Here is a 19,990-nt window from a genome sequence, read left to right on the forward strand (position 1 = left end):
GCACGCCATGGCCATCCACAGAATCCTGATCGTCGACGATTCCCCCACCGAACGCTATTACCTGACCGATATCCTGGCCCGCAACGGCTATGCGGTCACCACCGCCGGGAGTGGCGAAGAAGCGCTGGTCCGCATTCGCGTCGACAAGCCGGAACTGATCCTGATGGACGTGGTGATGCCGGGCGCGAACGGCTTCCAGGTCACGCGCTCGATCGCCCGCGATCCCGAGCTGCAGCATGTGCCGGTGATCATCTGCTCGTCGAAGAACCAGGAAACGGACCGCATCTGGGGCCTGCGCCAGGGGGCCAAGGATTATCTCGTCAAGCCGGTCAGCGCCGCCGAGCTGCTGTCCAAGATCGAAGCGCTGGGCTGATGGGGGACGCGGCCACCGATTCCGGCGAGCGCCGCAGCCGGCTGCGGCAGTACCAGGTGCAACTGCTGGAGCGGATGCAGGCGGCGCAGGGCGCCGATACGACGGCCGCGCGCGAGCTGGGTGCACTGATCGGTGCACGCCACTGCCTGCTGGACCTGACGCAGCTGGGCGAAATCGTGCCGTACCAGCCGGCGGCCGCGGTGCCGCTGACGCAGCCGTGGTACCTGGGCCTGGCCAATGTGCGCGGCAACCTGCTTGGCGTGATCGACCTGGCCGCCTATATCGGCGACGGCTTCGGCGAAGGACCGGGACACGCCACCGAAGACGGGGCGGGCGCGCATGCGGTCCATGCGCCGCCCGCCGGCCCGGAAACCCGCCTGCTGACGTTTGCCGCCGGCATGGGGCTGCCCTGCGCGCTGCTGGCAAACCGCGTGCTGGGCCTGCGCCGGCTGGCCGACATGCGGCCCGATGGCAGCGACGCGGCGGCGCCCGGCTGGTGCGCCGGGCGGTACATCGACGATGGGGGCCAGCCATGGACCCGGCTCGACCTGGCCGGACTGGCGCGCGAGCCGCGCTTCCTGCAGGTCGGCCTGCAGGCAAGCCAGCCAGCGGGCCTGGCCGAGGCCCGATAGGCGAGAGAAAGAAGAAGCGATGCGATTCAAGTTTTCACGGGCCGGCACGCAGGAACCGTCCGGCTTCCCTCCCGATTCCCGCCTTGCCGACGGCGATTCCCGCCTAGCCGACGGCGATTCCCGCTTTACCGACGGCGACTCGCGCTTTACCGACGGCGATTCCCGGTTCGCCGACGATGCCACCGGGACCGACCGGCCGCTGCGCCTGCGCGATGCGCTGCGCCGCGGCGGCACCGGGGGCGCGGTGGCACCCGCACCGGCACGGCTGCCGCTGATCGGCCACCTGCCGGCGCAGCGGCAGCTCAGTTTTCTCGTCACCACGCTGGCCGTCGTGCTGGCCTTGTCCGCCGCCCTGGTCGCGCTGAATGCCCGGCACAGCGCGGCCGATGCCGCGGCCACGCAGGTGGCCGGCGATGCGCTGATGCACTCGCAGCGCATCGGCAAGGCCGCGCCGAACGCCTTGCAAGGCAACGAAGACGCGTTCCGCCAGCTCGCCGAAAGCCGGCGCGAACTGGACGGCGACCTGGCGCTGCTGGGTGGCGGCGGCAGTTACCGGGGCCGCAGCGTCGCGGCGGCCCCGGCCTCATTGCAGCCAGCCGTCGAGGACGTCCGTTCGAAATGGGCCGCCACCGCGAAAGCGGCCGATACGCTGCTGGGGCACCGGGATGACCTGGCCGGCGTCGACAAGTCGCTGCGCGCACTGGAGGCGCTGGCCCCGCAACTGCTGGCGCAAGCCGAGGCGATCGCGGCGCTGCGGCTGCAGCGCGGTGCCGGCGCGCGCGAGATCGCCGCACTGGGCCGGCTGACGATGCTGACGCAGCGGATGAGCCTTGGCACCGCCGGGTTCACGGCGGCCGGCGGCATCCGTTCGGAAACGGCATTCCAGCTGGGGCGCGACATCACGGCGTTCCGCGCCATCGTGGATGCTTTGCTGGATGGCGGCAACGCCGGCGGCGAGGGTGCCGGCATTGCCGCCGTGCGCGAGCCGGACGTGCGCGAACGCCTTGCCGTGTTGCGGGCGGGCTTCGAGCAATACCAGGCCGGCGCCGGCGCGATCCTTGGCCGGCTCGACCGGCTGCTGGCCGCGCGCAATGCCGAACGGCTGATTTTCGGCCAGAACGAGAACCTGCGCGAAAGCCTCGTGCGCCTGCTGGACGGCTACCGTACCGCGCAGGAAACCCTCAACTGGACGTTCTGGCTGATGGTCGCGGGCGGCATGCTGACGTTGCTGACGGGCGCCGCGATCGGCCGCGTGCTGCTGCAGGATTCCTACGACCGCACGCGCGGCGCCGAGCGCCGGCGCCAGCGTGCCGAGGAACAGCGGCTGCAGGCGCAGCGCCAGGAAGAGGAAGCCAGGGCCGCCAACGCGCAAAACCAGGCCGCGATCCTGCGGCTGATGAACGAGCTGCAGGAAGTGGCCGATGGCGACCTGACCGTGCAGGCCACCGTGTCCGAAGACATCACGGGCGCGATCGCCGATTCCGTCAACTACACGGTCGAGGAATTGCGCGGCCTGGTGGGGCGCGTGACGGCGACGGCCGGGCAGGTGGCCGCCGCATCCGGCCAGGCACAGGATATTTCCACCGCACTGCTGTCCGCTTCGCAGCAGCAGGCGCGCGAGATCCGCGATACCAGCGCGACCGTGCTGCGCATGGCGGCCGAGATCACGGACGTATCGAAGTCGGCGGCCGAGTCGGCGGACGTGGCGCGCCGCTCGGTGGCCGCGGCGCGCCAGGGGGCCGCGGCGGTGCAAGACGCGATCGCCGGCATGCACGGGATCCGCGAGCAGATCCAGGAAACCAGCAAGCGCATCAAGCGGCTGGGCGAATCGTCGCAGCAGATCGGTGAAATCACCGAACTGATTTCCGACATCACCGGGCAGACCAACGTGCTGGCACTGAACGCGGCGATCCAGGCGGTGTCCGCCGGCGAGGCGGGACGCGGCTTTTCCGTGGTGGCCGAGGAGGTGCAGCGGCTGGCGGAACGGTCGGCCGACAGCGCCAAGCAGATCGGCGCGCTGGTGCGCACCATCCAGGCCGACACGCACGATGCGGTGGCGGCGATGGAACGGTCGACCCATGGCGTGGTCGAAGGCGCGCGGCTGTCCGATGCGGCCGGCGCCGCGCTGGAAGACATCGAGCGCGTATCGAACCAGCTGGCCGAGCTGATCGAAGGCATGTCGCACGCCACCGGCACGCAGGCGGCTTCGGCCAGCGGCGTGGCGCGGCACATCGGCCACATCCTGCAGGCCACGGAACAGGCGCAGGCGGGCACGCAGCAGACCGCGCAATCGGTGCGCGAGCTGTCGGTGCTGGCCCAGCAGCTGAAGGATTCCGTGTCGCGCTTCCGCATCGGCAACCCAACAACCTGAACAAGCAGCGAGACCATGAGCGAGACCGATTACCCGACCAATTCCTTTGATCCCGGCCCGCTGTCGTGGGTAATGGGCGAGGTCCGCGAGGCGCTGGGCCGTTCGCGCACGGCATTGTTCGAGGCCGGCGGCCTGGAACCGGAAGACCAGGCCACGGCGCTGCGGCTGGCCAAGTCGCACCTGCACCAGGCGCACGGTGCGCTGCAGATGGTGGATGTGGAGGGCGTGGAGGCCATCACGCGGCTGGCCGAGGAAGCGCTGGACCGCTTCAAGGACGGCAGCGTGAAATGCAGCGCCGACCACGTGGGGGCGATCGGGCGGCTGTACGGCGCGCTCGTCGAATACCTGGAAGAACTGCTGGACGGCGCGCCGTCGCAGCCGGTGCGGCTGTTCCCGTATTACGCGGCGGTGCAGCAGATGCTGGGCGCGCCCCGCATCCACCCGGCCGACCTGTTCTTTCCCGACCTGGCGCGGGAACCGTCGCTGCCGGTGCGGGATGGCGGAGATGGAGCGGGCGGGGATGGAGCGGGCGGGGAGGTGGACTATGGCGCGCTGAGGCAGCGCTTCGAGCGCGCGCTGCTGCCGTACCTGAAATCGGGCGATCCGGCCCAGGCGCAGCCGCTGGCCGGGGTCATCGGCGAGGTGGCGGCGGCCCAGGCCGTGCCGCGCGGCCGCGTGTTCTGGCTGGCATTGCAGGCATTCGCGGAACTGGTGGTGGCGGGCCACGTGCCGGGCGGCGTCTACGTCAAGCAATTGTTCGGCGCGGCCAACCTGCAGATGCGCCGGCTGGCGCAAGGGGCCCCGGAAACGCCGGACGCGGTGCTGCGCGACGCACTGTTCTTCATCGCCGCGGCGGAACCGGAACACGTGGCGCCGCTGGCGCGCGACGTGCGTGCCGGCTTCGCGCTGGACGGCATGGTGCCGCCCGACTACGCGGCCGAGCGCTACTGCCGGATCGATCCGGAAGCGCTGGCCCGCGCGCGGGAAGGGCTGGACGACGCCCGCGCCGCCTGGCAGCGGCTGGAAGCGGGCGACGCCACCGCGCAAGCCGGTTTTGGCCAGGCGGTGGCGCTGGTGGCCGCCGCCGGCGACAAGCTGGGCGTGACGCCGCTGGCCAGCCTGATGCGTCAGCTGGCTGCGGTGGCCGATGTCGGCCGCAACGAAGCGCTGGGGCTGGAAATGGCGACGGCGCTGCTGTTCGCCGGCCACGCACTGGACCAGATCCGGCACCTGCCGGACGACTTCGCGGCCAGCGCGGCCACCATCGGCGCGCGGCTCGCCGCGCTGGCGGCAGGGCAGCAACCGCCGGAGCCGGCGCAGTGGCAGCAGGGCCTGGCGCAGCGGCTGCGGCAGGACGATACCGTGGCGGCGCTGGCGCAGCAGATGAAGGTGGCGCTGCGCGACGTGGAGCGCGGGCTGGACGACTTCGCGGCCGACCCGGCGGCCCGGCCGCAACTGGCCGCCCTCGATGGGGTGCTGCACCAGCTCGAAGGGGCGGTGGCCATCACCGACCAGCCGGACGCGCAGGCCGCCGTCGCCCATGTGCGCCGGCAGGTGGCCGCGCTGGCTGCCGGCCCCGCTGCCGATACTTCCCCCGGCGAGGCGGCACAGCTCGATCGTCTCGCGCACAACGTGGGCGCGCTCGGCTTTTTCGTCGACATGCTGGCCCAGAATGCCGCCGGGGCGCGCGAGCGCTTTGCATTCGATGCCGTCCAGGGGACTTTCCGCGCGGTGCCGCTGCGCAAGATCGCCGGGCCTGAATCGATTCCCGTGCTGGACGAGGAAGTGCCGGCGCCGGCGGAACCGGCGCCATCCGCCGGCCTTGCCGCCATGGAGCCCGGCGCGAGCGACGCGGTCATCGAGGAAGAACTGCTGGAAATCTTCATCGGCGAAGCGCAGGAGGTACTGGCGTCCATCCACGCCACGCTGGCCGGGCCGGATGCCGGCAATCCGGGGAACCTGGCACCGCTGCGCCGCGCCTTCCACACGCTCAAGGGCAGCGGCCGCATGGTCGGCCTGAACCAGTTCGCCGACGCGGCGGGCGCGCTCGAGAAAGTGCTGAACGCATGGCTGGCCGATGGGCGCCCCGCCGATGCGGCGCTGGCCGGCCTGCTGGCGTGGACCGCGGCCGAACTGGATGCCTGGGTCGGCGAGCTGGTGGCCAAGGGCATTTCGCCGCGCAGCGCGGCACCGGTGGCGGCCGCCGCCGCACAGGTGCTGGCGGGGCGGCCTTTCGTGGCGCCGGGCAGTGCGGCGGGCCACGCCGCGCCTGCCGTCGAACCGCCACCGGCCGAGCCGTATGTCACGGATGAAAACGCGACGGAAGCGGCGGCCGAACCGGCAATGGCACCGGCAATGGCACCGGCAATGGAACCGGCATTGGAACCGGTAAGCGAAGCAGGCGCAAGCGCTCCCGACACACCGGTGGCGCCGGTCGGCGAGGACATGCGCTTCGTCGGCCGGCTGGCCGTGCCGGCACCGCTGTTCGACATCTACGTGGCCGAAGCCACGGCGCTGGCGGACGCGCTGGCGCGTCAGTTCGACATCTGGCGCCGCCAGGGCGAACTCGATCCGGACGCGCTGCACCTGGCCCATACGCTGACCGGCACCTCGGCCACGGTGGGCTTCAAGGCGTTGCGCGAACTGGCCTTCGCGCTGGAGACCACGCTGCAGGCCGCACCGGCCGCTCTGCACGACCCGGCGCAGCACGACCTGTTCGATCTCGTCACCGGCCGCATGCGTGGCATGCTGGACAGCTTTGCCGGCGGCACCATGCCGCCCGACCAGCCGGAACTGATCGCCGCGCTGGAACGGCTGCGCGACGAACTGGCCCGTGCCCACGCGGCCGGACCGGACGTGGCCGCGCGGCTCGACGGCATGCTGGCAGGGGCGGCCGCAGCGCTGCCGGTGGATGAGCTGGCGGACCGGCTCGACACGCTGTTTACAGACACGTACCACGCGCTGCTCGCCGATCCGCCGGCGCTGCCGGAGCGCGGCGCGCCGCTGCCGCTGCGGCCGAAGCTGGCCACGCAGGACGAGTCGATCGACGACCTGTTCGACGCCGCGTTCGACGATGCCTTCGCCGCGCCGCCGCTGACGCAGGCCGCGGTGCCGCAACTGTCGCTGGTGCCACCGCCGAAGCCGCCAGCCGGTGAAGAAGCCGGCGTGCCGGCACCCGCCGTGGAAGCGGTTGAAGAAGTGGATGAGCTGGTCGGCGTACCGGCGGTTGCCGCGGAAGAGGCCAAAGAAGAGGCCAAAGAAGAGACCAAAGAAGAGGCCAAAGACAAGACCGAAGAAGCGGACGAGGACGCCGACGAGCCGGACGTGCAGGTGCTGGCGCTGCTCGAACCGGAGCCGGACATGCCGGCGGTGGCCGACGAACTCGATCCGGACCTGCTGCCCGTCTTCCTCGAAGAAGGCGCCGACCTGCTGCCGCAGGTCGGTGCCGCGCTGCGCGCGTGGCAGCATGCGCCGGCCGATACGGCCCATCCGGCCACGCTGCAGCGCGTGCTGCACACGCTCAAGGGAAGCGCGCGGATGGCCGGCGCGATGCGCCTCGGACAGCATGCGCACGACATGGAGACCCACATCGAACGCATGGACAGTCCGGTGCCGGCGGCGTTCGACGACTTGCTGGCCCATTACGATCACGCGTTGCTGCTGTTCGAGCAATTGCAGCAGCCGCAGGAAACGGCGGTGGCGCCCACGCCTGCCGGCACGCCTTCCGATACGCCTTCCGACCGCTCCGCACCGGCAGCCCAGGTGCCGCTGGTGAGGGTGCGCGCCGACATCCTCGACCGCCTCGTCAATCAGGCCGGCGAGGTGGCGATCACCCGTTCGCGCCTTGAAAACGAAGTGGGCGCACTGCGCACCGCACTGGCCGATTTCGAGGACAACCTGGGCAAGCTGCGCCAGCAACTGCGCGAAGTGGAGATGCAGGCCGAGTCGCAGCTGGCATCGCAGGCCGCCTCGCGCCTGTCGGCGCAGGGCGAGCGCGAATTCGATCCGCTCGAGTTCGACCGTTACACGCGCCTGCAGGAACTGACGCGGATGATGGCCGAAAGCGTCGACGACGTGGCGTCGTTCCATGCCGGGCTGCTGCAATCGGTGGACAGCGCCAGCGACGACCTGGTGCAGCAGGCGCGCCTGACGCGCGAACTGCAGCGCGACCTGCTGCGCGTGCGGATGGTGCCGTTCGCCAGTATCGCCGAGCGGCTGTACCGGGTGGCGCGGCAGGGTGCCAAGGAGCTGGACAAGCGCGTCAACCTCGATATCCGCGGCGGCTCCGTCGAGATGGACCGGAGCGTGCTGGAACGGATGGCCGGGCCGTTCGAACACCTGCTGCGCAACGCGATCGTGCACGGCATCGAAGCGCGCGCGGCGCGTACCGCCGCGGGCAAGCCGGAAACGGGCGAAGTGGTGGTGCAGGCCAGCCAGCAGGGCAACGAAATCGTGCTGGAATTTGCCGATGACGGTGCCGGCCTCGACCTCGACCGCATCCGCGCCAGGGCGCGCGAGCGCGGCCTGCTGGGGGATGACGATGCGGCGGACGCGGAGATTGCCGGCCTGATCTTCGAGCCGGGTTTTTCCACCGCGGCGGCGCTGACCGAACTGGCCGGCCGCGGCGTGGGCATGGACGTGGTGCGTTCCGAGGCGCAGGCCCTGGGCGGGCGGATCGATACGCATACGGTGCCGGGGCAGGGCACGCGCTTCACGATCCACCTGCCGCTGACACTGGCCGTCACGCAGGTGGTGCTGCTGGCCGCCGGCGGGCGCACGCATGCCGTGCCCGCCGCGCTGGTGGAACAGGTGCTGCAGGTAAAGGGCACGGCGCTGGACGAAGCGGCCGGCCGCGTCGACGTGGCCGGCCAATCGCAGGCGCTGCCGCTTCACTACCTGCCGGCGCTGCTGGGCGAGGCGCGGGCACGGCCGCTGGCGCAGCGCACGGTGCCGGTGCTGGTGCTGCGTGCCGGTACCGGGCGCCTGGCGCTGCGGGTCGACGAGGTGCTGGGCAACCGCGAAGTGGTCGTCAAGAATACCGGGCCGCAGCTGGCCCGCGTGCCGGGCATTGCCGGTGCCACCGTGCTGGGCTCCGGAGAGATCGTGCTGATCCTGAATCCGGTCGTGCTGGCCCAGCACCTGGCGCAGCACCCGGGCCTGCAGGCGCCGCTCCCGGCCGTGCACGCGGCGGCCGGCACCATCATGGTGGTCGACGATTCGCTGACCGTGCGCAAGGTAACGCAGCGGCTGCTGGAACGGGAAGGCTACACGGTGCTGCTGGCGAAAGACGGCGTCGAAGCGCTCGAGCAGGTCGCCGCGCACAAGCCGGACCTGATGCTGGTCGATATCGAAATGCCGCGGATGGATGGTTTCGACCTGACGCGCCACGTGCGCGCCGATCCCGCCACGGCCGACATCCCGATCATCATGATCACGTCGCGCAGTGCCGACAAGCACCGCAACCTGGCGCTGCAACTGGGCGTGAACGCGTATTTCGGCAAGCCTTACCAGCAGACCGTGCTGCTGGGGGCGATTGCCGGCCTGCTGCCGGTGCGGGGGGAGGCGGGCGGGCGATAACGTGACGCATGGCATTCCGCATGCGACCTGCTATCCTGTTCGGAACCCGTGCGGAAATGCCCGGTAATGGGTTTCCGCCCACGGGCGACAGTTCTGCAGGGCATTGAAGTCATCAACGATATTCAGAAGCCGGTCATATTGCTGAGTAAGTGCGATGAGGAAGCCATACGCTCATGGACGAAGAATATAGAGGCTGCCGCCGAACCAACTATGTCCACGCCGCCTATGTCGAGGCGGCCATTCACATCAACAAGGTGCTGGGCTCCGATCGCGCTTACTGGATACTGATCCGTGAGAACGTGCCGGCGTCCGTCATCGACCGGATCGTCAAGAGCCAGGATGGGCGATTGCGGCGCAAGGATCGCCGCTACGCCGCCCGCCGCGCAACGATCACTGGAGCCGAACAGGACCCGCTGTTCGACGACCAGCGCGGCGACCAGCTGACTTCCCAGCGCATCGAAGTGGCGCTGGTATTCAAGACGATGCTTGGAACCGACGCCGCCGCGGAGTACTTGCGCAAAGCCGGCGTGCCCATCTGGACAACGGCGCGGGTACTCGGATCCGCGAAAAGACGGCCATCGCCGGCAATCGTGGTCGAGTGATTCCCCGGCGTTCATGTTGCCGGGCGTGACGGATGAACGTTGTCCCGCAGTCATGCATCTTTGCTGCTCCGGGCGCAATGAAACCTTGCAAACAGCCTGCTTGCCCTGATCTGCTTCCTGATACACCACGCAGCAAGGCGCTTGACCAATCGATGCCGGTCGCCTGTGCCGCCTGTTCATGAAAGCAGGGAATATGAATATCTATCGCGCCGAAGGTCTCGCCGCCTATGCCGAGTATGCGAAAGCCGCGGGAGAGGAATATGCCGTTGCCCATGAACTGGCGCAGTGCGCCAAGGTCGAGGTCTACCACCTGCTTGCCGCGGAACTGTTTATCCGGGTCAAGGAGGCCCGGCAGGCGGCCACGGTGGCGTTTGAAAAATTGACGCGTTTCGAAGGCGAAATGGCTGTCGGCCGGTGACCGCAGGCGGTGAGCCGGCGGCTATTCCCGCATTCGTGGTCCGCACGCCTGGCTGGGTCTTCAACGCGTGGCCGGATCGTCAACGAAGCCCGGCTCTTCAGAGCGTCTGGTCCAGGCCATGGCTGTCCCGCCAATGCATGACCCGCCGTTCCGAAGGCCGGCCCGACAGCACGCGTTCGATCACATCATGCGGAACTTCGCCGGAAGACAGCAGTGCCTTCGCATAGGAGAGGTGGAAAACCTCTCTCAGGATAAGGGCAGCATCGACCAGCGCTGCGAGTCCGGCATCCTGGCGAATCATGATGGGCTCCGGTGAAAACCGCGCATCAAGACCGACGGTCATGGCCTTTCAACGGCACGGATCGCCGTCAGGTTGACATATTATTCACTTATATCTGCCGGCTCTGCAGGAGCTCCCGTGAGACCGTGCTTCACGGTCAGCCACGCGCCTTGACGACCTCGAAACGTTCCAGGGTCCTTTGCCGCGCTTCGGCGTGGTCGACGATGGGGGCCGGGTAGCCGTCCGCGCCGCCGTTCAGCCACGGCGCATGGATTTCTTTCGGCGACAGCTGGCGCAGCTGCGGCAGGTAATGCCGGATGAATTCGCCGTCCCGGTCGAACCGCTCCGATTGCGTGACCGGGTTGAAGATCCGGAAGAACGGCTGCGCATCGCAGCCGCTCGATGCCGCCCACTGCCAGCCGCCGTTGTTGGACGCCAGTTCGTAATCGTTCAGTTTCAGCGCGAAATACGCCTCGCCGCGTTTCCAGTCGATGCCCAGGTCCTTGCACAGGAAGCTGGCGGTCACCATGCGCAGCCGGTTGTGCATGAAGCCGGTGGTGTTGAGCTGGACCATGGCGGCATCGACCAGCGGGTAGCCGGTGCGGCCGTCGCACCATGCGGCAAACAGCGCGTCGGCCGCCGGGCCGGTTTCCCAGTCCACCTTGTCGTACAACGGCTTGAACGACGCATGGACGACGTGCGGGTTGTGGAACAGGATCATCTGGTAGAAATCGCGCCACACCAGTTCGGACAGCCACGTGGCGCCGCCTTCGCCGGCCTGCCCGCGCTCCGACAGTTGCAGTACCGTGCGCACCAGGTGGCGGATCGACACGGTGCCGAAGCGCAGGTGCAGCGACAGGTGCGACGTGCCGTCGCGCGCCGGATAATCGCGTTCGGTACCGTACCCGGCCAGGTGCGGCTGGAAGGCTTCGAACAGCGCGGCTCCACCAGCCATGCCCGGCGCGATGCCGACAGCGGACAGGTCGGTGCCGTCAAAACCGATGTCTTGCAGCGCAAGCAATTGCGAGCGGCCCGGGGCAAAAGCGGCCGTGTGCGGCTCGATCGACCATGGCGCGAGCGCATCGGGCTGCGCTTCGAGGCGCTTTTTCCACGCGTTTTTGTAAGGCGTGAACACGCCGAGCGGCTTGCCCGCCTGCGACAGCACTTCACTCCGGGCAAAGATCACGTGGTCCTTGAACAGCGCCAGCGTGCGGCCCGCCGCGGCCAGCGATTCGCCGACGGCGCTGTCGCGCGCGATCGCGGCCGGGTCGTAGTCTTCGTTGGCGTACACGGCAGCGACGTCCAGTTCGGCCGCCAGCGCCGGGATCTCGCGGCGCGCGTCGCCATGCCGGACGATCAGGTGGCCACCCAAAGCCTCCAGTTCAGTCGCGAGCTCCGCCAGCGAGGCATGAATGAAGGCGACGCGGCGGTCGTCGCGCGGCAAGCCGTCCAGGATCGGGCCGTCGAAGACGAAGGTACAGAAGACAGGGGCGCCCGCCAGCAGCGCATGGTGCAGGGCGGCATGATCGAAGGCGCGCAGGTCGCGGCGGAACCACACGAGGGCGCCGCGCGGAGTGGAATTGCTTTGGGGCATGTTAAAGCTCAAGTTGAATGGGAAATTATTGCCTACCATCAGTTTACGGGGCGCCGTCCTGGTTTGGATGGCCGATCCGGCAATTCATAGTAAACTGTCGATGTGGCGGCGAGTTTCCGCCAGTCATTACAGTAGTGCAGCAATAGCGCAGCAACTTCGCAGCAGCTTTGAAGCAATTCTGCAGCGACCTTGCGGCAACCTCGCAGCAACATCACAGCAACATTACAGTTACAACAGTCCAGCAAAGAGAGCAGCTTATGAAGAAGAGCAAAGTGAGCAAACCGCTACCTGTGCCCGGGCTGTTACAGGAAAGCGGCTCCCCACTGCACACGATGGAACCGAAGGAAGCCTCCGCGACGCCCGCGCTGAACCTGGCGAACCACTTCCTGATCGCGATGCCGTCGATGCAGGATCCCGTATTCGGCGGCACCGTCGTCTACGTGTGCGAGCACAACGAGAACGGCGTGCTCGGCGTGGTCATCAACAAGCCCACCGACATGACGATGGAAGTGCTGTTCGAGCGCATCGACCTGGAGGTGACGGCAGGCGGCGACAACATGACGAGCAAGCCGATCATGTTCGGCGGTCCCGTGCAGGACGATCGCGGCTTCGTGCTGCATACCCCCGGCGCACGCTACTCGTCGTCGCTGACGGTGACGGACGAAGTGGCGTTCACCACCTCGATCGACGTGCTGGAAGCCGTCGCCAAGGGAGCCGGCCCGCAGCGCATGCTGGTGTCGATCGGCTATTCGGGCTGGAGCCCGGGCCAGCTCGAGGACGAAATCAGCCGCAACGGCTGGCTGACCGTGCATGCCGATCCCGCCGTGCTGTTCGAGGTGCCGATCGAGGAACGGTACCTGGCCGCGATGAAATTGCTGGGCATCGATCCATTGATGCTCACTTCCGAAGCGGGCCATGCATAGTCCTTTGGAAACGGTATTCGGCTTCGACTTCGGCATCAAACGTATCGGCGTGGCGATGGGCAACACGATGATTGGCCAGGCCAGCCCGCTGGCGGTCATCAAGGCCATCGACAACGCAGCCCGCTTCGCGGAAATCAAGGCATTGATCGACAAATGGGGCCCGACGAAATTCATCGTCGGGCTGCCGCTGCATCCCGACGGCGCCGAGCACGAGATGACGGCACGCTGCCGCCGCTTCGCCAACCAGTTGCATGGCCGCTTCAATATCCCCGTCGAGCTCGTCGACGAACGCTACTCGTCCGCCGTGCTGTCCCAGAAGCGGGGCGAGGTGATCGACGACCGCGCCGCAGCCGTCATCCTGCAACAGTATTTCGACCAACATTCATATTAACCATGTCCCTTACCGAACCAACTCAGCTGGATGCCGAGGCGCTGTATGCCGCGCTGCTGGACCAGGTGAAGGCCGGCCTCGCCGGCGCGCACGAGCCGGCCATCGTCGGCATCCATTCCGGCGGCGCCTGGATCGCCGAACGCCTCTCCCGGGACCTCGGCATGAGCGAGCGCTGCGGCGTGCTCGACGTTTCCTTCTACCGCGACGATTACGCCAAGAAGGGCTTGCCGGCCGAAGTGAAGCCGACCAGCATCGGCTTCGACGTGGCCGGTGCCACGATCCTGCTGGTCGACGACGTGCTGTACACCGGCCGCACCACGCGCGCCGCGATCAACGAACTGTTCGACTATGGCCGCCCGGCGCGCATCCTGCTGGCCGCGCTGGTGGACCGGGGCGGGCGCCAGTTGCCGGTGGCCGCCGATTTCGTGGCGGCGCATACCCGCGTCGAACCCGGCCAGGCGCTGCGCCTGAAGCAGGCCGACGACGGGCGCTTCCACCTGACCATCGAACAAGACAATGCCTGATAACGAAAAATGCTCAATCCGCAACTGAACAAACACGGTGAACTGCAGCACCTGCTGTCCACCGAAGGCCTGCCGAAGGCCATCATCAACCAGATCCTCGATACCGCCAGTTCGTTCGTCAGCGTGTCCGACCGCGAAGTGAAGAAGGTACCGCTGTTGCGTGGCAAGAGCGTGTTCAACCTGTTCTTTGAAAATTCCACGCGCACGCGCACCACGTTCGAGATCGCCTCGAAACGGCTGTCGGCGGACGTGATCAACCTGAACATCTCGGCATCGTCGGCCAGCAAGGGCGAATCGCTGCTGGACACCATCGACAACCTGGCGGCGATGCACGCCGACATGTTCGTCGTGCGCCACTCGCAGTCCGGCGCGCCGTACCTGATCGCCAAGCACCTGCAGGACACCAGGCAGAACCACGTGCACGTGGTGAACGCGGGCGACGGCCGCCACGCGCACCCGACGCAGGGCCTGCTGGACATGTACACCATCCGGCACTACAAGAAGGATTTCACCAACCTGCGCGTGGCGATCGTCGGCGACATCCTGCACAGCCGCGTGGCCCGTTCGGACATCCACGCGCTGACCACGCTGGGCGTGCCGGAGATCCGCGCGATCGGCCCGCACACGCTGCTGCCGGGCGGCCTGGAACAGCTGGGCGTGCGCACGTTCACGAACATGGACGAAGGCCTGAAGGACGTCGACGTGATCATCATGCTGCGCCTGCAGAATGAACGGATGAGCGGCGCGCTGCTGCCGTCGGCACAGGAATACTTCAAGAGCTACGGCCTGACGCCGGAGCGGCTGGCCCTGGCCGCGCCCGAAGCGATCGTGATGCACCCCGGGCCGATGAACCGCGGCGTGGAAATCGACTCGGCGGTGGCGGATGGCCCGCAGGCGGTGATCCTGCCGCAGGTCACGTTCGGGATCGCGGTGCGGATGGCCGTGATGAGCATTGTCGCAGGGACTCAAGGATAAGTATCAGGATGAGCAATCTTCACATCAAGAACGGCCGCGTGATCGACCCGGCCAACGGCGTCGACGCGGTGCAGGACCTGTTTATCGTCGACGGCAAGGTGGCCGCGCTGGGTGCGGCGCCGGCAGGCTTCACGGCGGCGCGCACGATCGATGCCTCCGGCCTCGTGGTGGCCCCGGGCCTGGTCGACCTGGCGGCGCGGCTGCGCGAGCCGGGCTATGAATACAAGGCCACGCTGGAATCGGAAATGCAGGCGGCGCTGCAAGGTGGCGTGACGAGCCTGGTGTGCCCGCCGGACACCGACCCGGTGCTCGATGAACCGGGCCTGGTGGAAATGCTGAAGCACCGCGCGCGCGGCCGCAACGGCGCCCACGTGCATCCGCTCGGCGCGCTGACGATGGGCCTGAAAGGCGAGGCGCTGACTGAAATGGCCGAACTGACCGAAGCGGGCTGCATCGGCTTCGCGCAGGCGGAGATGCCGGTGACGGACACCAACGTGCTGCTGCGCGCGCTGCAATACGCGAAGACGTTCGGCTTCACGGTGTGGCTGCGCCCGCAGGACGCGTACATCGGCAAGGGCGGCGTGGCGCACAGCGGGCCGCTGGCTTCGCGCATGGGCCTGTCCGGCGTGCCGGTGATGGCGGAAACCATCGCGCTGCACACGATCTTCGAACTGGTGCGTTCCACCGGCGCGAAGGTGCACCTGTGCCGGCTGTCTTCAGCCGCCGGGCTGGAACTGGTGCGCACGGCGAAGGCCGAAGGCCTGCCGGTCACCTGCGACGTGGGCGCGCACCATGTGCACCTGACCGACGCCGACATCAACTTCTTCGACCCGAATGCGCGCATGACGCCGCCGTTCCGCTCGCAGCGCGACCGCGACGCGATCCGCGCTGCGCTGGCCGACGGCACGGTCGACGCGATCTGCTCGGACCACACGCCGGTCGACGACGATGAAAAGCTGCTGCCATTCGCCGAGGCGTCGCCTGGCGCCACCGGCCTGGAGCTGCTGCTGTCGCTGGCGCTGAAGTGGGCCGAGTCGCTCGGTGGCAACGGAGACAAGCACCTGTTCAAGGCGCTGCAGCGCGTGACTGCCGACCCGGCGCGCGTGGCTGGCCTGGATGCGGGCCACCTGCGCGTGGGCGCGGCGGCCGACGTCGTGCTGTTCGATCCGGCCCAGCGCTGGCTGGTCGAAGCGGGAGCGCTGGCCAGCCAGGGCAAGCACACGCCGTTCCTCGGCTACGAAATGCCGGGGCAGGTGCGCGCCACGATCGTGGCCGGCCGGGTTGCCTACGAACGCAAGGCCGCCTGAGCCGATGATCCTGGCACTGCGCATCGCGCGGCTCGTGTTCCACCTGCTGATGGGGATGGCGATCTGCGCGCTGGTCTTTCCGTGGATCGAGCGTGAAGCACGCGAGATCCACATCCGCCGCTGGTCGCGCCACCTGCTGGGCATCTGCAACGTGCACGTGCAGATCACGGCGGGCAGCGCGGCGCCGCGCGCCCAGGCACTGGTGGTGGCCAACCACGTGTCGTGGCTGGACATCTTCGTGCTCAATGCCCTGTATCCGTGCCGCTTCGTGGCGAAGGCCGAGATCCGCGCGTGGCCGCTGGCCGGCTGGCTGGTCGAGCAGGCCGGCACCGTGTTCATCGCGCGCGGCAACCGGCGCGACCTGCGCCGCGCGTTCGAAGGCCTGGTGACGGCGCTGAAGACGGGCGAGCGGGTGGCCTTCTTCCCGGAAGGGACGACGGCGCCGCAAGGCACGCTGCTGCCGTTCCACGCCAACCTGTTCGAGGCGGCCGTCGATGCGAAATCGCGCGTGCAGCCGTACGCGATCCGGTACATCGACCATGAACGCAAGCCGCATCCCGCGGTGGAATTCATTGGCGACATGACGTTCGCCCAGAGCGTGGTGGCGATCCTGTCGGGCAAGGCGATCCATGCCAGGGTCACGATCCTGCGCTCGATGAAGGCAGACGGCGTGGGCCGGCGCGACCTGGCCGAGCGCTCCCACCAGGCGATCCGGGAAGCGCTGGACATTCCCGCTCCGGCCGATGCCGAACCGGCCCCCGATGCGGGCGAAGAGTCCGGCGAAGCCGAAAAGAAGCCGTTGACAGGCTCCGACTGGCAGACCTGACAACAGGCGAAAACCGGTGACAGACACCGGTTTTTCTGGAACGGGTATTGCAAAAAAACCGGTGACAGACACCGGTTTTTCTGGAACGGATGTTGCAAAATAAATGGAGCCTGTCACCGGTTCTGAAGCCTGCGACCGCTGTCAGGTCTTGCCCTTGGCGCGCTGAAACTCGGGGCACTCCACCTGCAGCAGCTGCCGGTCGTCCAGGCACACGGCCGACAGTTGCCCGCCCCACACGCAACCGCTATCGAGCGCGATGTACTGCGGCGTAATGCGCAGGCCCAACGCGGACCAGTGGCCGAACACCACGGTCACGTCCTGCGTGCGCCGGCCCGGCACGTCGAACCACGGCATCAGTCCGGTGGCGGCATCGACGGTGGCGCTTTCCTTCAGCTTGAAATCCATCTCGCCATCGGCACTGCAGAAGCGCATCCGCGTCAGCGCGTTGACGATGCACCGCAGCCGCGCCGTGCCGCGCAGGTCGTCGTCCCAGCGGTCCGGCTGGTTGCCGTACATGTCGGCCAGGAAGCCGGTCCACTCCGCGCTGCGCAGGGCTGCCGTCACTTCGCCGGCCAGTGCGATGGTCTGCGCCGCGGTCCATTGCGGCAGCACGCCGCCGTGGACCAGCAGGTGGTTCTTTGTAAGCAGTGCCAGCGGCCTCTCGCGCAGCCAGTGCAGCAGCGCTTCGCGGTCCGGCGCGGCCAGGATCGTGTCGAGGGTATCGGAGCCCGATTCCGGGCGGATGCCGTTGGCGACGGCCAGCAGGTGCAGGTCGTGGTTGCCCAGCACGGCATCGATGCGGCCGCCGCTGCCTTGCGCCAGCGCCTGCACGTAGCGCAGCGTCGACAGCGAGTCGGGGCCGCGGTTGATCAAGTCGCCGCAGAACAGGATCGACGGTGGTTCATTGCCCCGCTCGCGCTCCAGGATGCGCTCGACCAGCGCAACGGTTTCGGCGTGACACCCTTGCAGGTCGCCGATCGCATAAGTCCTCATACCACGCCACCACTCCATTGCCTGGCCGCCGCAGCCTTGGGCCTCGGCGGCCTTTGCCGTTACAATCGGCGAAAACCAGATTTATTGTTGAATATTCAACCGCTGGACAGGGATACTAAATGATTTTCGTGACAGGCGGGGGGCGGGTTCATCGGCCCGGACTTCGTGCCGGACTGGCCGCGCAATCGGACGAGCCCGTGCTCAACGTCGACAAGCCGACCCGTGCCGGCAGCCTGGACGACCTGGCGCGCCGAAGGACGATGTGCGCCACGCGTTCGCGTTCTCCCGCCATCGTACGGCGAATGCGTTGCCAAGTTGTTTCGAATGGTAATTGATCTGTGGCAACCCGCCTGGTGGCGGTAGAATCCGCGCCTTCCCGGTTCTCCGGCAAATGCCCGGCCTGCAGCCGATTTTCGAGTTTCCCCTTATTAATCCGGTACAATCGCCGGTTGGCATGCAGATAACGCCCGTTGCTGCAGTGCGGCATCGCCCGACCACGACCGATTTACGATACATGTTTTCTTTCCTTGTAAGCTTTGTCGCTTCAGCCTTGCTGACCTTATTGGTCATCAAGGAGGCGCGGCTGCACGGGCCCGCGCTGGATGCCGATTTCCATGGCGTACAAAAGGTCCATGCGCATAACGTCGCGCGAATTGGCGGGCTGTCGATCTTTCTCGCGGTTGCGCTGTCGGCCTGCATTTCCGTCTGGCGCGTGCCCGCATTGACGACCTGGATGCTGTCGCTGATGGCGTGCAGTTCCTGTGCATTTGTCGGTGGCATCGTCGAAGATTACACAGGGCGCGTCTCGGCCGCGCGCCGGCTGCTGCTGACAATGGTCGCTGCATTGCTCGGCTATTATCTGCTCGATGCCCGCATCGACCGCATCGACTGGATCGACTCCGTGTGGCCGTTGCCGTATATCTGGCTGACGCTGCCGCTGACGGTATTGTCGGTAGCCGGTATCGCAAATGCCGTGAATATCATCGACGGATTTAACGGACTGGCCAGCGTCGTCACCATCTGCATGCTGCTTTCCCTCGGCTATGTCGCGCTGCAGGTTAACGACATGTTCGTGCTGGTCGCTGCACTGATGGTGGCGGGTGCCACCGCCGGCTTCCTGATCTGGAACTACCCGGTCGGCCTGATATTCCTGGGCGATGGCGGCGCATACTTTATCGGTTTCATGCTGGGTGAACTGGCGTTGCTGCTGGTGATGCGCAATCCGCAGGTATCCACGTGGTACGCGGCGCTGCTGCTGATCTACCCGGCATTTGAAACACTGTTTTCCGTGTATCGCCGTATGTTCATCCGCGGCAAGTCGCCGGCGATGCCGGACGGTATTCACCTGCACAGCCTTATATTCCGCCGCGTGGTGCAATGGGCGGTCGGTCACAAGGATGCGCGCGCGCTGATGCGCCGCAATTCGCTGACCTCGCCTTACCTGTGGATGTTTTCCCTGATGGCAGTAATACCCGCCACGGTATTCTGGCGCTATACCGGGGTGCTGATGCTATTTTGCCTGCTGTTCGTAATCAGTTATGTCTGGTTATATGTCCGGATTGTCCGATTTAAAGCGCCGCGTTGGATGATTCGCCACAAAAAGAACCAGTAAATACAAACTTGGTGTATATTTCGCACAGAAACACGTTTCCCGATCATTTTTACAAAGGAATAGACGATGGATCTGTCGAATTTGTCAGCCTCCGAATTGCGTAATCTTCAGGAACAGGTCAAGCGCGAGTTGAAAAAACGCGAGACGCATGATCTGCAAAAAGCAAAGGATGAGATTTTCGCGATTGCCCAGCGCGTGGGCCTGCCGCTGAAGGATCTGATCGCCTCGAATCCACGCGGCAAGGGCGGTACCGTTGCCGCGCGTTTCCGCAATCCGAGCGACGGCGCCCAGCAATGGACCGGCCGCGGGCGCCAGCCGAAATGGGTGAAAGACTGGGTCGACGCCGGTAAATCCATCGACGATCTCAGGATCTGAACGGATCACCGATTGCGCAAGTAGATGCGCTCGATGGCCACTTCACGTAGCCAAACTTTTGCCTTGGCGCCTCGGGGCCTCGAGAAACCGTATTGAGCGGTGTCGGATCTGGTTGAGGAACGGAGCCGTACTTTAGTACGGTCGGTCCGCCGCGGCGGAGTACCGGAGACCAGCAGCCGGCGCCGCGCAATAGGTTTATCGAGGTCCCTTCAGCAAG

Annotated in this window: 17 protein-coding genes; 14 read left to right on the forward strand and 3 right to left on the reverse strand. The window is 67.1% G+C overall.

Translation table 11 applies throughout. The features are described from left to right. The first annotated feature begins 7 nt into the window (after nucleotides 1-7). The 6 genes from FHS02_RS07495 to FHS02_RS07520 all read left to right on the forward strand — a co-directional run bounded on the left by FHS02_RS07495 (nucleotide 8) and on the right by FHS02_RS07520 (nucleotide 9,973). Nucleotides 8-373 (forward strand): response regulator transcription factor, encoded by a 366-nt coding sequence (locus FHS02_RS07495; RefSeq protein WP_137314646.1) that lies wholly within the window; start codon nucleotides 8-10, stop codon nucleotides 371-373. Next, on the forward strand, nucleotides 373-1,005 hold the full coding sequence (locus tag FHS02_RS07500; protein ID WP_137314645.1) for a chemotaxis protein CheW: 633 nt from the start codon (nucleotides 373-375) through the stop codon (nucleotides 1,003-1,005). The genes FHS02_RS07495 and FHS02_RS07500 overlap by 1 nt, the downstream gene beginning before the upstream one ends. Nucleotides 1,006-1,024: 19 nt before the next feature. Then, nucleotides 1,025-3,376, forward strand: coding sequence for a methyl-accepting chemotaxis protein (locus tag FHS02_RS07505; protein ID WP_137314644.1), 2,352 nt, complete (start codon nucleotides 1,025-1,027; stop codon nucleotides 3,374-3,376). 15 nt (nucleotides 3,377-3,391) lie between these two features. Further along, complete coding sequence (locus tag FHS02_RS07510; protein ID WP_229422231.1) at nucleotides 3,392-8,953, forward strand: Hpt domain-containing protein; 5,562 nt, start codon at nucleotides 3,392-3,394, stop codon at nucleotides 8,951-8,953. Nucleotides 8,954-9,126: 173 nt separating this feature from the next. After that, nucleotides 9,127-9,555 carry a hypothetical protein gene (locus tag FHS02_RS07515; RefSeq protein WP_137314643.1) on the forward strand — a complete coding sequence of 143 codons (429 nt, stop codon included), beginning with the start codon at nucleotides 9,127-9,129 and terminating at the stop codon, nucleotides 9,553-9,555. Between the two features lie 193 nt (nucleotides 9,556-9,748). Next, nucleotides 9,749-9,973, forward strand: a complete 225-nt coding sequence (locus FHS02_RS07520) for a hypothetical protein (protein ID WP_137314642.1) — start codon at nucleotides 9,749-9,751, stop codon at nucleotides 9,971-9,973. A 97-nt stretch (nucleotides 9,974-10,070) separates the two neighbouring features. Here FHS02_RS07520 and FHS02_RS07525 read toward each other — a convergent pair whose 3' ends face one another. Together FHS02_RS07525 and FHS02_RS07530 are read right to left on the reverse strand one after the other, a co-directional pair. Then, the gene (locus FHS02_RS07525) at nucleotides 10,071-10,316 is read right to left on the reverse strand and encodes a hypothetical protein (protein WP_137314641.1); all 246 of its coding nucleotides are present in this window, start codon (nucleotides 10,314-10,316) and stop codon (nucleotides 10,071-10,073) included. Between the two features lie 94 nt (nucleotides 10,317-10,410). Beyond that, complete coding sequence (locus tag FHS02_RS07530; RefSeq protein WP_137314640.1) at nucleotides 10,411-11,847, reverse strand: cryptochrome/photolyase family protein; 1,437 nt, start codon at nucleotides 11,845-11,847, stop codon at nucleotides 10,411-10,413. A 257-nt stretch (nucleotides 11,848-12,104) separates the two neighbouring features. On the opposite strand from FHS02_RS07530, the gene FHS02_RS07535 reads away from it, so the two are divergent. From FHS02_RS07535 to FHS02_RS07560, 6 genes are read left to right on the forward strand one after another with little or no spacing between them, the layout of a single operon-like run. Then, the gene (locus FHS02_RS07535; protein WP_137314639.1) at nucleotides 12,105-12,770 is read left to right on the forward strand and encodes a YqgE/AlgH family protein; all 666 of its coding nucleotides are present in this window, start codon (nucleotides 12,105-12,107) and stop codon (nucleotides 12,768-12,770) included. Then, nucleotides 12,763-13,161: a Holliday junction resolvase RuvX gene (ruvX, locus tag FHS02_RS07540; RefSeq protein WP_137314638.1), complete on the forward strand. Its 399-nt coding sequence runs from the start codon at nucleotides 12,763-12,765 to the stop codon at nucleotides 13,159-13,161. The genes FHS02_RS07535 and ruvX overlap by 8 nt, the downstream gene beginning before the upstream one ends. Before the next feature lie 2 nt (nucleotides 13,162-13,163). Then, nucleotides 13,164-13,685, forward strand: coding sequence for a bifunctional pyr operon transcriptional regulator/uracil phosphoribosyltransferase PyrR (gene pyrR, locus FHS02_RS07545; protein ID WP_137314637.1), 522 nt, complete (start codon nucleotides 13,164-13,166; stop codon nucleotides 13,683-13,685). A 9-nt stretch (nucleotides 13,686-13,694) separates the two neighbouring features. After that, nucleotides 13,695-14,660, forward strand: coding sequence for an aspartate carbamoyltransferase catalytic subunit (locus FHS02_RS07550; protein WP_137314636.1), 966 nt, complete (start codon nucleotides 13,695-13,697; stop codon nucleotides 14,658-14,660). 8 nt (nucleotides 14,661-14,668) lie between these two features. Further along, a complete protein-coding gene (locus FHS02_RS07555) occupies nucleotides 14,669-15,967 on the forward strand; it encodes a dihydroorotase (RefSeq protein ID WP_137314635.1) in 1,299 nt (432 codons plus the stop codon). 4 nt (nucleotides 15,968-15,971) lie between these two features. Next, the gene (locus FHS02_RS07560; RefSeq protein WP_137314634.1) at nucleotides 15,972-16,793 is read left to right on the forward strand and encodes a lysophospholipid acyltransferase family protein; all 822 of its coding nucleotides are present in this window, start codon (nucleotides 15,972-15,974) and stop codon (nucleotides 16,791-16,793) included. A 141-nt stretch (nucleotides 16,794-16,934) separates the two neighbouring features. On the opposite strand, the gene FHS02_RS07565 is transcribed toward FHS02_RS07560, so the two are convergent. Continuing rightward, the gene (locus FHS02_RS07565) at nucleotides 16,935-17,786 is read right to left on the reverse strand and encodes a symmetrical bis(5'-nucleosyl)-tetraphosphatase (protein ID WP_137314633.1); all 852 of its coding nucleotides are present in this window, start codon (nucleotides 17,784-17,786) and stop codon (nucleotides 16,935-16,937) included. 514 nt (nucleotides 17,787-18,300) lie between these two features. Here FHS02_RS07565 and FHS02_RS07570 point away from each other — a divergent pair. Both FHS02_RS07570 and FHS02_RS07575 read left to right on the forward strand, forming a co-directional pair. Then, entirely contained in the window at nucleotides 18,301-19,398 is a 1,098-nt protein-coding gene (locus FHS02_RS07570; protein ID WP_137317505.1) for a glycosyltransferase family 4 protein, read from the forward strand. 66 nt (nucleotides 19,399-19,464) lie between these two features. After that, on the forward strand, nucleotides 19,465-19,773 hold the full coding sequence (locus tag FHS02_RS07575) for an H-NS histone family protein (RefSeq protein WP_137314632.1): 309 nt from the start codon (nucleotides 19,465-19,467) through the stop codon (nucleotides 19,771-19,773). Nucleotides 19,774-19,990: the final 217 nt, after the last annotated feature.

It is taken from the genome of Pseudoduganella umbonata, assembly GCF_014192225.1.
Classification (GTDB): domain Bacteria; phylum Pseudomonadota; class Gammaproteobacteria; order Burkholderiales; family Burkholderiaceae_D; genus Rugamonas; species Rugamonas umbonata.

Bases quoted from the DNA above. Each gene is read 5' to 3' on its own strand.
- FHS02_RS07495 (WP_137314646.1), top strand. From the start codon at position 8: ATGGCCATCCACAGAATCCTGATCGTCGACGATTCCCCCACCGAACGC.
- FHS02_RS07535 (WP_137314639.1), top strand. From the start codon at position 12,105: ATGAAGAAGAGCAAAGTGAGCAAACCGCTACCTGTGCCCGGGCTGTTA.
- FHS02_RS07525 (WP_137314641.1), bottom strand. From the start codon at position 10,316: ATGACCGTCGGTCTTGATGCGCGGTTTTCACCGGAGCCCATCATGATT.
- FHS02_RS07515 (WP_137314643.1), top strand. From the start codon at position 9,127: ATGGACGAAGAATATAGAGGCTGCCGCCGAACCAACTATGTCCACGCC.
- FHS02_RS07500 (WP_137314645.1), top strand. From the start codon at position 373: ATGGGGGACGCGGCCACCGATTCCGGCGAGCGCCGCAGCCGGCTGCGG.
- FHS02_RS07505 (WP_137314644.1), top strand. From the start codon at position 1,025: ATGCGATTCAAGTTTTCACGGGCCGGCACGCAGGAACCGTCCGGCTTC.
- ruvX (WP_137314638.1), top strand. From the start codon at position 12,763: ATGCATAGTCCTTTGGAAACGGTATTCGGCTTCGACTTCGGCATCAAA.
- FHS02_RS07570 (WP_137317505.1), top strand. From the start codon at position 18,301: ATGTTTTCTTTCCTTGTAAGCTTTGTCGCTTCAGCCTTGCTGACCTTA.
- FHS02_RS07550 (WP_137314636.1), top strand. From the start codon at position 13,695: ATGCTCAATCCGCAACTGAACAAACACGGTGAACTGCAGCACCTGCTG.
- FHS02_RS07510 (WP_229422231.1), top strand. From the start codon at position 3,392: ATGAGCGAGACCGATTACCCGACCAATTCCTTTGATCCCGGCCCGCTG.
- pyrR (WP_137314637.1), top strand. From the start codon at position 13,164: ATGTCCCTTACCGAACCAACTCAGCTGGATGCCGAGGCGCTGTATGCC.
- FHS02_RS07530 (WP_137314640.1), bottom strand. From the start codon at position 11,847: ATGCCCCAAAGCAATTCCACTCCGCGCGGCGCCCTCGTGTGGTTCCGC.
- FHS02_RS07565 (WP_137314633.1), bottom strand. From the start codon at position 17,786: ATGAGGACTTATGCGATCGGCGACCTGCAAGGGTGTCACGCCGAAACC.
- FHS02_RS07575 (WP_137314632.1), top strand. From the start codon at position 19,465: ATGGATCTGTCGAATTTGTCAGCCTCCGAATTGCGTAATCTTCAGGAA.
- FHS02_RS07560 (WP_137314634.1), top strand. From the start codon at position 15,972: ATGATCCTGGCACTGCGCATCGCGCGGCTCGTGTTCCACCTGCTGATG.
- FHS02_RS07555 (WP_137314635.1), top strand. From the start codon at position 14,669: ATGAGCAATCTTCACATCAAGAACGGCCGCGTGATCGACCCGGCCAAC.
- FHS02_RS07520 (WP_137314642.1), top strand. From the start codon at position 9,749: ATGAATATCTATCGCGCCGAAGGTCTCGCCGCCTATGCCGAGTATGCG.